Source organism: Stenotrophomonas sp. 2YAF22 (assembly GCF_052114665.1).
In the GTDB taxonomy this organism is placed as follows: domain Bacteria; phylum Pseudomonadota; class Gammaproteobacteria; order Xanthomonadales; family Xanthomonadaceae; genus Stenotrophomonas; species Stenotrophomonas indicatrix.
In genome coordinates this window covers 1-12,342 of the sequence record NZ_JBFRFE010000048.1, presented here as the reverse complement: position 1 = coordinate 12,342, position 12,342 = coordinate 1, and the positions used below count along the sequence as shown (strand labels likewise).

The window sequence follows — 12,342 nt, the reverse complement described above, 5'->3', positions numbered from 1 at the left end:
GCCTGGATACGGTGCTGGTCGAGCGCTACGCCAGCCTCGGCGGCGTCTGCCTCAACGTGGGCTGCATTCCGTCCAAGGCCCTGCTGCACGCCGCAGCGGTGATCGACGAAGTGGCCCATGCCGGTGATTTCGGCGTTGAGTTCGGCAAGCCGACCATCACCCTGGACAAGCTGCGCCAGTACAAGGAAAAGGTCGTCAACCAGCTGACCAAGGGCCTGGCTGGCATGGCCAAGCAGCGCAAGGTCCGCAGCGTGCAGGGCGTTGGCAAGTTTGTCTCGGCCAACGAACTGGAAATCACCGCGGCTGACGGCAGCACCCAGCTGCTGCGCTTCCAGAAGTGCATCATCGCTGCCGGTTCGCAGGCGGTGAAGCTGCCGAACTTCCCGTGGGACGACAAGCGGGTGATGGATTCCACCGACGCGCTGGAGCTGGCCGAAGTACCGGGCTCGCTGCTGGTCGTCGGCGGCGGCATCATCGGCCTGGAAATGGCCACCGTTTATGGTGCGCTGGGCAGCAAGGTCACCGTGGTCGAGTTCATGGACCAGCTGATGCCGGGCGCCGACAAGGACCTGGTCAAGCCGTTGGCCGACCGCCTGAAGAAGCAGGGCATCGAAGTGCACCTGAAGACCAAGGCCTCGGGCGTCACCGCCGATGCCAAGGGCATCACCGTGACCTTCGAAGCCGCCGAGGAAGGCCAGGCACCTGCGCTGGCGCAGGGCACCTTCGACCGCGTGCTGGTGGCCGTGGGTCGCTCGCCGAACGGCAAGAAAATCGATGCCGAGAAGGCCGGCGTGCAGGTCACCGACCGTGGCTTCATTCCGGTCGACCGGCAGATGCGCACCAACGTGCCGCACATCTTTGCCATCGGCGACATCGTCGGCAACCCGATGCTGGCCCACAAGGCCACGCACGAGGGCAAGCTGGCCGCCGAAGTGGCTGCCGGCCACAAGAAGGAGTGGGTGGCCCGCGTGATTCCGTCGGTGGCTTACACCAACCCGGAAATCGCCTGGGTCGGCGTCACCGAGACCGAAGCCAAGGCCAAGGGCCTGAAGGTTGGCGTGGCCAAGTTCCCGTGGGCCGCCAGCGGCCGCGCGATCGGCATCGGTCGCACCGAGGGCTTCACCAAGCTGATCTTCGACGAGGAMASCCACCGCATCATCGGTGGTGCCATCGTCGGTGTGCATGCCGGTGATCTGCTGGCCGAGATCGGCCTGGCGATCGAGATGGGTGCCGAGGCCGAGGACATCGGCCACACCATCCATGCGCACCCGACGCTGAGCGAATCGGTGGCGATGGCCTCGGAAATTTACGACGGCACGATCACCGATCTGTACATGCCGAAGAAGAAATAAGGCGCCCGCGCCTTTGCGAACGAAAAACCCCGGCATCGCCGGGGTTTTTTTGTTTATGCGCTCCGGATTCTTGCGAGCTGTAGGGCCGCTGCGCGGGCGGCAGGCATTTCGACAAATGTCCCCCGTCGCCCGCCTTCGGCGGTCGCCTCCTCCTTTACTTTGTCGAAACGCCTGCCGCCCGCGCAGCGGCTCGGCTTGCGGAAGGCGGAAGCCACAACCACTCCCACCGCAGCGGCTGCCTGGATGCCTGGATGCCTGACACGCGGAGGGAGAGGGGGCTGGGTGCGAAGTAAAGGAGGAGGTGACGGCCGCAGGCCGGCGCCGGGGGACATTCGCACCCGGCCCCCTCTCCCTCCAGCGCTCGACCAACCCGCTTCTGCTCTTCTGTCAGGAAGCCACAAAAAAACGCGGCCCCCGATGTTCCGGAGGCCGCGCCAGGAGAGAACGTGCTGTGGAAGGGGAGCAGGGCTTAGAAGGTGACGCTGATACCCGCCACCGGGCCCTTGAATTCCTGCTTCAGGCCGATGGTGCCGTCGCTGCCCTTCTTGTCCGCATCCAGCTTGAACCAGTCGTAGCCGGCGAACACGCCGAAGTTCTGGGTGAAGCGGTAATCGACGATCGCGTTGGCGCGGCTGAGGTCACCCTTGTAGTCGTCGAAGCTGCCCCAGCGCGTGTTGAGGTACTGGCCCTGCAGGGTGATCATCCACTTTTCGGACGGGGTGAAGCTCAGGCGTGCACCGACCACCGGCGCCACACCGTCGGTCTTCTCGTCCAGGAACTGGCCTTCATACACCGTGCCCAGGTCGGCGTAGCCCTTGGTGCTGACCTTGGCGTATTCGGCACCCAGCTGCAGGCCGAGGTCGAACTTCTCGGTGTCCACCACCGAGTAGTCATACACCAGGCTGGCCACCTGGTACTTCAGCTCCGCCTTGACGAAGCTGTCGGCCGGCACGTTGACGTTGCCGAAGGAAATGTCCTGGCCAAGCGTCTCGCGGCGGTCCTTGTCGTACTTGAAGTAGTTGAACAGCAGGCGCTGGCGGTTGCTGATGCGGAACATGCCGTCGATGCGCGGCTCCCATTCCTTGCCACCCAGCTTGAAGTCCTCGGAGAAGCCGATGTCCTGGCCGGCGACATTGGTGTTGCCGCGCAGGGTGTTGTCCGAGTCGATGTTCATCGCACCCAGGCGCAGGGCGAAGCGGTCATCGCCTTCGGCGGCATGGGCGGAGGAGGCGAACGACGCGCCGGCGGCGAGAAGCGAGAGGGCGAGCAGGGTGGGGACGGAGCGCATCGAAAGAGTCCTTGCAGTGGTTCATCGGAATGAAGGCCACTTTGCCGGACGTCGCTGTCCACCATTCGTGAAGGTATGGTCCACGCGATGTGGACGGTTCAGCGCTGTCAGCGCCCTGCGAAAAGATGGCCCCGGAGCGGCGCTTCGGGGCCATCATGGGGACCTGCAGGCGAAGCGTCGACGAGGTAGCTGCAGGCAGGTCGGAAGATGGGACCACTGCCGTCGGCAGAAAGTTCCGCCGCCTGCGACCAAAGTTCAATGCGTTGCACCGCAACATCGCGCAGATGGCATTGTCCCCGTGGTGGGCTGCAAAACCGCAGCCCTTACCGCAACTTGCGCTGTTCCGATATGAACAGGCACCGGTTGTCTCGCAAATTGTCCCATTGCTATAATTTGGCGGCTCGATGAGGCCCCCCTGCTGTAGTCGCCTCAGCCATCCACTTGTAACCACGCGGGACGTCCTGTGCTGAACTCCGTAGAAACGGGTCGGCGACTGATGCTGCGCGCCGCGGTCTACCCGCTGGCCGCGGTGGCTGTCCTGGCTCTGGCCTTCCTGCTGGTGGGGCCGAAGTATGCCCTTGGTGCCCTGGCATCAGGTGTGGCGGTTTCGGCCGGTGGTTGGGTGGCGGCACGGATGGCGCTGGGTGGTGGTGCGCTGGGGGCCGGTTCGGCCATGGCACGCCTGATCGTTGCGATCGTGGCCAAGTGGGCGCTCGTTTTTGGTGTCCTGATGGTGGGGTTCCTGGTCTTCAAGCTGCCTGCACTGGCGCTGTTGGCCGGTATCGCCGTCGGGCTGATGTTCCAGGTCCTGGCCATGGCCAGGCGCTAATCGAATTCATTTAACTTAAGGTTCCGGACACATGGCAGGCGAGGCGCTTACACCCACCTCCTACATCCAGCATCACCTGCACAATCTGACTGCAGGTCATGGCACCCCGTGGGCGATCCACGTGGACACGCTGGTAACCTCGCTGCTGATGGGCCTGGTGATGGTCGTCGCCTTCTGGATGGCGACCCGCAAGGCCACCTCCGGCGTGCCGGGCAAGTGGCAGGCATTCGTCGAGATCTGCCTGGAGTTCGTTGACCGCCAGGCCAAGGACACCTATCACGGCACCAGCAAGCTGGTGACCCCGATCGCGATCACGATCTTCTTCTGGATCCTCCTGATGAACCTCATCAAGATGATCCCGGCCGACTTCATCGCCAAGCCGCTCGAACTGATGGGCGTGCCGTACTGGAAGCCGGTCCCCACCGCCGACGTCAATGCCACCCTCGGCATGTCGATCAGCGTGTTCTTCCTGATGCTGTTCTTCGCGTTGCGCGCCAAGGGTATTGGTGGTTTCACCAAGGAATTCCTGACCGCACCGTTCGGCAAGTGGATGATGCCGTTCAACCTGATCCTGAACATCGTCGAGTGGCTGAGCAAGCCGATTTCGCTGGCGATGCGACTGTTCGGCAACATGTTCGGCGGTGAAATCGTGTTCCTGCTGATCTGGGTGCTGGGCGGTGCAGGTATCGCCGGCATGTTTGCAGGCGCGTTCGCCGGCTTCGGCTGGATGCTGTTCCACCTTCTGGTGATTCCGCTGCAGGCCTTCATCTTCATGATGCTGTCCATCGTGTACCTGAGCCTGTCGGAAGACGCTCACTGAGTTTCGCTTCACCCTTCATCCGTTTGTTTCTAAACCCTTAGCAATCAAGTTCCTGGAGAAAACCATGTACTTCGCCGTCCTGACCAATCTCGCCCAAGTTCAGAGCTCCACCGTCCTCGCCGTCGGCATCATGATCGGCCTGGCCGCGCTGGGCGCCGGTCTGGGTCTGGCCATCATGGCCGGTAAGTTCCTGGAGTCGGCCGCGCGCCAGCCGGAACTGATCCCGGTCCTGCAGGTCCGCATGTTCATCACCGCCGGCCTGATCGACGCCGCCTTCATCATCTCGGTCGCCGTGGGCCTGCTGTTCGCCTTCGCCAACCCGCTGGTCGGCGAGTTCGTCTCGCGCCTGCCGGCAATCGCTGGCTGATCCAGCGAAAGCGAAACGACCGGGCGCCGCAGGCGCCTGGTCGCGGATGAAGGTTCGGAGGCGCCGCCCGTGTGGCGGCGCATCCATCCCGTCACAACCGACTGAGCGAACCCCATGGATATCGGTTTTACCCTCATCGCCCAGGCCCTGGCCTTTGCCGCCCTGATCTGGCTCATCGCGACCAAGATCTGGCCGCCGCTGATGAACGCGATCGAAGAGCGCCAGCAGAAGATCGCTGAAGGCCTCGCTGCTGCCGACCGCAGCCAGAAAGATCTGGCCCAGGCGCAGGACAAGGTCAATGAAGCGCTGAAGGAAGCCCGCACCAAGGCCAACGAGATCATCGATCAGGCCCACGCGCGTGCCAACCAGATCGTCGACGCGGCCCGCAACGAAGCTGTTGCCGAAGCCACCCGTCAGAAGGATCTGGCCCAGGCCGAAATCGACGCCGCCGCCAACCGTGCCCGTGAAGATCTGCGCAAGCAGGTGTCCGCGCTGGCCGTGACCGGTGCCGAAAAGCTGCTCAAGCGCGAAATCGACGCCAACGCCCACAAGGCGCTGCTCGACGAGCTGGCCTCGGAGATTTAAGGATGAGCCAGGCCCTCACGCTTGCCCGCCCGTACGCCCGCGCCGCCTTCGCGACCGCGCGTGACGAAGGCGCGTTCGCGCCGTGGTCGGACGCTTTGGCGTTCTCCGCCCACGTCGCCGCCGATCCGCGCGTGGCGGCCCTGCTCGCCAACCCGGAGCTGGGTCGCGATGACGCCGTCGCCCTGCTGGCGCCGGAGTCCCGCGGCGAGACCTACTCGCGCTTCCTGGCTGTGCTTGCCGAATCGCATCGTCTGCCGCTGCTGCCGGAAATCGCTGGCATGTTCGACGCGCTGCGCGCCGAGGCCGAGCACGTGGTCAAGGCCACGGTGACCTCCGCGGCCGAGCTGTCGGTTGCCGAGCTGGACGCGATCAAGGCCGCGCTGCGCAAGCGCTTCAACCGCGAGGTCGAAGTGGCCACCGCGGTCGACGCCTCGCTGATCGGCGGCGCTGTGATCGACGCCGGCGACGTGGTCATCGATGGTTCGCTGAAGGGCAAGCTGGCCCGTCTGCAGACCGCGCTCGCTAACTGAATTCATTTAACGTCCGGCCCCGCTGCCGGCACTAGGACTTGACGATGGCAACCACGCTCAACCCCTCCGAAATCAGCGAACTGATCAAGAACCGCATCGAGAAGGTCAAGCTGGCCGCGGAATCGCGCAACGAAGGCACCGTGACCAGCGTGTCCGACGGCATCGTGCGCATCTTCGGCCTGGCCGACGTGATGCAGGGCGAAATGATCGAACTGCCGAACAACACCTTTGCCCTGGCCCTGAACCTGGAGCGCGACTCGGTCGGCGCCGTGGTCCTGGGTGGCTACGAGAACGTGCGCGAAGGTGACGTCGCCAAGACCACCGGCCGCATCCTGGAAGTGCCGGTCGGTCCGGAACTGCTGGGCCGCGTCGTCAACGCGCTCGGCGAGCCGATCGACGGCAAGGGCCCGCTGGGTACCGACCTGACCGCTCCGGTGGAGCGCGTTGCTCCGGGCGTGATCTGGCGCAAGTCGGTCGACCAGCCGGTGCAGACCGGTTACAAGTCGGTCGACTCGATGATCCCGATCGGCCGCGGCCAGCGCGAGCTGGTCATCGGTGACCGCCAGACCGGCAAGACCGCGCTGGCCATCGATGCGGTGATCAACCAGAAGGGCACCGGCATCAAGTGCGTGTACGTAGCGATCGGCCAGAAGGCTTCGACCGTTGCCAACATCGTGCGCAAGCTTGAAGAGAACGGCGCCCTGGCGCACACCATCGTGGTGGCTGCCACCGCATCCGAATCGGCCGCGATGCAGTACATCAGCGCCTACTCGGGCTGCACCATGGGCGAGTACTTCATGGACCGCGGCGAAGACGCGCTGATCGTGTACGACGATCTGTCCAAGCAGGCCGTGGCCTACCGCCAGATCTCGCTGCTGCTGAAGCGCCCGCCGGGCCGTGAAGCCTACCCGGGTGACGTGTTCTACCTGCACTCCCGTCTGCTCGAACGCGCTGCCCGCGTGTCCGAGGAATACGTCGAGAAGTTCACCAACGGTGCGGTGACCGGCAAGACCGGTTCGCTGACCGCGCTGCCGATCATCGAGACCCAGGCCGGCGACGTTTCCGCGTTCGTTCCGACCAACGTGATCTCGATCACCGACGGCCAGATCTTCCTGGAAACCGATCTGTTCAACGCCGGCATCCGCCCGGCCGTGAACGCCGGTATCTCGGTGTCGCGCGTCGGTGGTTCGGCGCAGACCAAGATCATCAAGAAGCTGTCCGGCGGCATCCGTATCTCGCTGGCCCAGTACCGCGAGCTGGCTGCGTTCGCGCAGTTCGCCTCGGACCTGGACGAAGCCACCCGCAAGCAGCTCGAGCGTGGCCAGCGCGTCACCGAGCTGATGAAGCAGAAGCAGTACGCGCCGATGTCGATCGCCAACCAGGCGTTGTCGATCTACGCCGTCAACGAGGGTTACCTCGACGACGTGCCGGTCAGCAAGCTGCTGGCGTTCGAAGAAGGCCTGCACGCGCACTTCGCCAACACCCAGGGCGARCTGATCGGCAAGGTCAACGCCACCGGCGGTTGGGACAACGACATCGAAGGTGCCTTCAAGAAGGGCATCGTCGAGTTCAAGACCACCGGCAGCTGGTAATCGAGGTCCTGTAGAGCGGAGCGATGCTCCGCTGGACCAGACGATCAAACGGTTGAACAACGCGGGGCCCAGGCCCCGCGCCACGGGAATAAAAGATGGCAAGCGGACGCGAAATCAAAACCAAGATCAAGAGCGTGCAGAACACCCGCAAGGTGACGCGCGCCCTGGAAATGGTCTCGGCCTCCAAGATCCGCAAGGCGCAGGATCGGATGAAGACCTCGCGTCCGTACGCGCAGGCGATGAAGCAGGTGATCGGCCACCTGGCGCAGGCCAGCACCGACTACCAGCATCCGTTCCTGGTCGAGCGTGAGCAGGTCAAGCGGGTCGGGTTCATCGTGATCTCTTCCGATCGCGGTCTGGCCGGCGGCCTCAACAACAACCTGTTCCGCAAGATGCTTGGCGAAGCCAAGGCCTGGCAGGACAAGGGCGCCGAAGTGGACCTGGTGACCATCGGCCAGAAGGCGTCGACCTTCTTCCGCCGGGTCAAGGTGAACATGGTCGGCACGGTGACCCACATCGGCGACACGCCGAAGCTGGAATCGCTGATCGGTGTGATCAAGGTCATGCTCGACGCCTTCACCGAAGGCAAGGTCGACCGCGTGTACCTGGTCTACAACCGCTTCGTCAACACCATGGTGCAGAAGGCCAGCTTCGATCAGCTGCTGCCGCTGCCGGCCGCCGAGAAGCAGGTTGCGCACCACGACTGGGACTACCTGTACGAACCCGATGCCGCGACCGTGCTGGAGCACGTGATGACGCGTTACATCGAGTCGCTGGTGTACCAGGCGCTGCTGGAAAACGTCGCTTCCGAGCATGCCGCGCGCATGGTGGCGATGAAGTCGGCCAGTGACAACGCCAACAAGCTGATCGGAACCCTGCAGCTGGTCTACAACAAGGCCCGCCAGGCAGCGATCACCCAGGAAATCTCCGAAATCGTCGGCGGCRCGGCAGCAGTCTGACCGCGTTCGTTAAAAGCACACATTTAGAGGATGCAGCAATGAGTCAGGGCAAGATCGTTCAGATCATCGGCGCCGTCGTCGACGTCGAATTCCCCCGCGAGTCGGTGCCGAAGGTGTACCACGCGCTGAAGGTGGACAACACCGAAATCACCCTGGAAGTGCAGCAGCAGCTCGGTGACGGCGTGGTCCGCTGCATCGCGCTGGGCTCCACCGATGGCCTGAAGCGCAACCTGGTGGCCACCAACACCGAGCGCGGCATTTCCGTGCCGGTCGGCGCTGGCACCCTGGGCCGCATCATGGACGTGCTCGGCCGCCCGATCGACGAAGCCGGTCCGGTCGCCTCCAGCGACACCTGGGAAATCCACCGCGCTGCTCCGTCGTATGAAGACCAGTCCCCGGCCACCGAGCTGCTGGAAACCGGCATCAAGGTCATCGACCTGATGTGCCCGTTCGCCAAGGGTGGCAAGGTCGGCCTGTTCGGCGGCGCCGGCGTCGGCAAGACCGTCAACATGATGGAACTGATCAACAACATCGCCAAGGCGCACAGCGGTCTGTCCGTGTTCGCCGGCGTGGGTGAGCGTACCCGTGAGGGCAACGACTTCTACCACGAGATGAAGGACTCCAACGTCCTGGACAAGGTCGCGATGGTGTACGGCCAGATGAACGAGCCGCCGGGCAACCGTCTGCGCGTCGCCCTGACCGGCCTGACCATGGCCGAGTACTTCCGCGACGAGAAGGACGAGAACGGCAAGGGCAAGGACGTGCTGCTGTTCGTCGACAACATCTACCGCTACACCCTGGCCGGTACCGAAGTGTCGGCACTGCTGGGTCGTATGCCGTCGGCAGTGGGCTACCAGCCGACCCTGGCCGAGGAAATGGGTGTCCTGCAGGAGCGCATCACCTCGACCAAGAATGGTTCGATCACCTCCATCCAGGCCGTCTACGTGCCGGCCGATGACTTGACCGATCCGTCGCCGGCGACCACCTTCGCCCACCTTGACTCGACCGTGACCCTGTCGCGTTCGATCGCTTCGCTGGGTATCTACCCGGCGGTCGACCCGCTGGACTCCACCAGCCGCCAGATGGACCCGCTGGTCATCGGCCACGAGCATTACGACACCGCCCAGCGCGTCCAGCAGACCCTGCAGAAGTACAAGGAACTGAAGGACATCATCGCCATCCTGGGCATGGACGAACTGTCCGAAGAAGACAAGCAGGCCGTGTCGCGCGCCCGCAAGATCGAGCGCTTCTTCAGCCAGCCGTTCCACGTGGCCGAAGTGTTCACCGGCTCGCCGGGCAAGTACGTGTCGCTGAAGGACACCATCCGTGGCTTCAAGGCCATCGTCGATGGCGAGTACGACCACCTGCCGGAGCAGGCGTTCTACATGGTCGGCASCATCGAAGAAGCGGTCGAGAAGGCCAAGAAGATGGCCGAGAAGGCCTGATGCGGCGGGGACGGGCACACGCCCGTCCCGACCGTGACACGGGGTGGGCCTGCGCCCACCGCTGCGGAATCCCTGCGGTGGGTTCGACCCGCCCCCTAGCGAAGAGAGTTACATGAGCACCATCCGTTGCGACATCGTCAGCGCCGAGCAGGAAATCTTCCGTGGCGAAGCGACCCTGGTCGTGGCCACCGGTGAGCTGGGCGAACTGGGCATCGCGCCCAAGCACGCGCCGCTGATCACCCGCCTGAAGCCGGGCAAGGTGGTAGTGACCACGCCGAGCGGCGAGCAGCTGGATTTCGCCATTTCCGGCGGCATCCTGGAAGTGCAGCCGCAGGTGGTGACCGTGCTGGCCGACACCGCGATCCGCGCACAGGACATCGACGAAGCCTCGGTCCGCAAGGCCAAGGAAGAAGCCGAACGCATCCTGGCCAACCGCGGCGAAGCGATGGAAGTGGCCGAAGCGCAGCAGAAGCTGGCAGAGGCCGTTGTCCAGCTGCAGGCGCTTGAGCGCCTGCGCAAGACCCTCAAGCACTGAACCGTGCCGAGGTGACATCTGTGCCTGCAAGGCACGGGTGAATGCAGGAACGCCGGCTGCCATGCCGGCGTTTTTGTTTGTTTTCCACGGAGGCAGGGAATGCAGCAGTCATCGACAGCGACGCAGGACATGGGGGGCTGGCAGTGCCGCTGGCGCACGCCGGAAGGCATGTTCCTGATTGCCTGGGTCGTGCTCTGCCTGCCGTGGCTGCTGGGCATCAAGACCATTCCGTTCGACGCCGTGCAGCAGTTCTTCCCGGCGGTCAGCTTCAGCGCTGAGCAACTGCGTCATCTGCAGGCGCCGTGGTGGAATCCGTATCTGTACGGGGGCTACCCGCAGCTGGCCGACCCGCAGATGATGACGTTGCAGCCGAGCATGCTGCTGCCGATGCTGTTGGCACCGACGTCGCTGCACCTGTTCAACGTGGTCGTGCTGCTGCACGTGCTGGCAGGTGGCTTCGGTGCCTTGCGGCTGGGCCGCGTGCAGGGAATGCCGCCACCGGCGCGGCTGCTGTTCGCGCTGGTGCTGATGTTCGGTGGGGTGGCCGCATCGCGGCTCCAGCACACGCCGATGATCGTCAGTTACAGCCTGCTGCCGTGGCTGTGGCTGGGCATGGAGCAGGTCCGCCGCCAGGGTCGGCTGCGTGACGTACTGCTGGCCGGCATCGCTGGAGGCTTGTGCGCGCTGCAGCTGACCCAGGTTACCTACTTCATCATCCTCGCCTGTGCGATCCATGCGGTGGGCGCGGTTCTGCTGGAGAAGGGCCCGCGCGTGCGGCTGCTGCTGCGATTTGGTCTTGTCGGCGTGCTTGCCGGCGCGATCAGCGCGCCACAGTGGTTGTCCACGCTGGCTTGGCTGGGCGAGACAAATCGGGATGGTTTCTCGTTGGAGGCTGCGTTGCCGGGGGCCATGCACTGGCAGACCCTGGCCACGCTGCTGTCAGGCAACGTGTTCTCGCAGGGGCGTGGCGACAGTTGGGCCTTTGGTGACATCAGCGCCGATTACCTTTATCTCGGCGCGGTGCCGCTGGCGCTCTGGCTGGGATGGGGCGGCGAAGTGCTGCGGCGCAAACCCGCTGCGGCGCGCATCGCGCTGGCCGTGGTGATTCTGACGATCCTGATCGCGCTGGGTGGGGCAACGCCACTGTTCCCGTGGTTGTTCACCTGGCTGCCAGGCCTGGATCTGTTCCGGCGTCCTGCTGATGCCTTGTTCCTCACCCTCCCAGCAGCAGCTTGGCTGGGTGCCAACGCCTTGCAGGCTGCATTGCAGCCAGGCCCGTTGCGGCCGCCGTGGATGTCCGTAGGTGCCGTCGTGCTGCTTGCCGTCTCCAGTGCCTGGATGGCGATCGACCGCGGTCATCTGGCGGCCTTTGCCTGGCTCGGCATCAGCGCGGCCGTGGGAATCGCCGCGGTGCTGCTGCTGCGTCGTCACCGGGCACCCGAGCGCTGGCTGTTTGTGCTGGTGCTGTTCGACCTGCTGCTGTTCAACGTGGGGACCAGCTTCAACGCAGGCAGTGGCACCAAGTCGGTGCTGACCGCCGACCGCGCCGGGCCGGCGCAGCGGGCCTACGCGCTGCTCGCAGCAGAGCGGCAACCCGGATTGCCCGAGCGCGCCGTGGTCTTCGGCATCGGTGGGCTTACCAACGGCGCCGCGGTCCATGCGATCGCGCTGGCAAACGGCTACAACCCGATGTTGGCCAGCGACTACCTGCAGATGACCGGCATGCCGGGTGAACCGGTGGATACGTTCCAACAGAAGCTGCCGACGGCCTGGGCAACGGACACAACAGCGCCTGTGTACGATCTGCTGGGCGTGCGCTGGCTGCTGGCCCAGGATCCGTTCCCGGGTTCAAGCGCGCAGGGTGACCAGGTCGAGCTCGCGCGACGCGACAGCGTGCTGCCGCGCGTGCTCAATCCTCGGAACGTCCGACGCCACGATGCGCGTCTGCCGCCTGCGGATGAATTCAACCAGCCGTGCCGGGTGGATTCCTGCACAATCGACTGGACCTCCTCGAGCGTGAAGGACGAGGTGACCTCGTCC

At 64.6% G+C, this 12,342-nt stretch carries 12 protein-coding genes; 11 read left to right on the top strand and 1 reads right to left on the bottom strand.

Going from position 1 to position 12,342, the window contains the following annotated elements; genetic code table 11:
• A partial coding sequence (lpdA, locus tag AB4Y84_RS03660; protein WP_442249782.1) for a dihydrolipoyl dehydrogenase occupies positions 1-1,352 on the top strand: 1,352 nt, incomplete at its 5' end.
• A gap of 469 nt (positions 1,353-1,821) precedes the next feature.
• On the opposite strand, the gene AB4Y84_RS03655 is transcribed toward lpdA, so the two are convergent.
• A complete protein-coding gene (locus tag AB4Y84_RS03655) occupies positions 1,822-2,640 on the bottom strand; it encodes a hypothetical protein (protein WP_025877373.1) in 819 nt (272 codons plus the stop codon).
• 496 nt (positions 2,641-3,136) lie between these two features.
• Between AB4Y84_RS03655 and AB4Y84_RS03650 the strand changes: the two genes are divergently transcribed.
• The 10 genes from AB4Y84_RS03650 to AB4Y84_RS03605 form a co-directional block, all read left to right on the top strand.
• A complete protein-coding gene (locus AB4Y84_RS03650; RefSeq protein WP_032952006.1) occupies positions 3,137-3,469 on the top strand; it encodes a hypothetical protein in 333 nt (110 codons plus the stop codon).
• A gap of 31 nt (positions 3,470-3,500) precedes the next feature.
• Positions 3,501-4,289, top strand: coding sequence for a F0F1 ATP synthase subunit A (gene atpB / locus AB4Y84_RS03645; protein WP_025877369.1), 789 nt, complete (start codon positions 3,501-3,503; stop codon positions 4,287-4,289).
• 64 nt (positions 4,290-4,353) lie between these two features.
• On the top strand, positions 4,354-4,656 hold the full coding sequence (atpE, locus tag AB4Y84_RS03640; protein WP_025877367.1) for a F0F1 ATP synthase subunit C: 303 nt from the start codon (positions 4,354-4,356) through the stop codon (positions 4,654-4,656).
• Positions 4,657-4,770: 114 nt separating this feature from the next.
• Positions 4,771-5,241 (top strand): F0F1 ATP synthase subunit B, encoded by a 471-nt coding sequence (locus AB4Y84_RS03635; protein WP_025877365.1) that lies wholly within the window; start codon positions 4,771-4,773, stop codon positions 5,239-5,241.
• 2 nt (positions 5,242-5,243) lie between these two features.
• Entirely contained in the window at positions 5,244-5,771 is a 528-nt protein-coding gene (locus AB4Y84_RS03630; protein ID WP_089237051.1) for a F0F1 ATP synthase subunit delta, read from the top strand.
• Between the two features lie 44 nt (positions 5,772-5,815).
• Positions 5,816-7,363 carry a F0F1 ATP synthase subunit alpha gene (gene atpA, locus AB4Y84_RS03625; RefSeq protein WP_442244626.1) on the top strand — a complete coding sequence of 516 codons (1,548 nt, stop codon included), beginning with the start codon at positions 5,816-5,818 and terminating at the stop codon, positions 7,361-7,363.
• Between the two features lie 95 nt (positions 7,364-7,458).
• Positions 7,459-8,322, top strand: a complete 864-nt coding sequence (gene atpG, locus AB4Y84_RS03620) for a F0F1 ATP synthase subunit gamma (RefSeq protein WP_442249781.1) — start codon at positions 7,459-7,461, stop codon at positions 8,320-8,322.
• Between the two features lie 38 nt (positions 8,323-8,360).
• Positions 8,361-9,767, top strand: a complete 1,407-nt coding sequence (atpD, locus tag AB4Y84_RS03615; protein WP_442249780.1) for a F0F1 ATP synthase subunit beta — start codon at positions 8,361-8,363, stop codon at positions 9,765-9,767.
• Positions 9,768-9,879: 112 nt separating this feature from the next.
• Positions 9,880-10,302, top strand: coding sequence for a F0F1 ATP synthase subunit epsilon (locus AB4Y84_RS03610; RefSeq protein ID WP_025877355.1), 423 nt, complete (start codon positions 9,880-9,882; stop codon positions 10,300-10,302).
• A gap of 99 nt (positions 10,303-10,401) precedes the next feature.
• Positions 10,402-12,342 (top strand): hypothetical protein (locus AB4Y84_RS03605; RefSeq protein WP_442249779.1); only part of this gene is annotated, 1,941 nt, incomplete at its 3' end.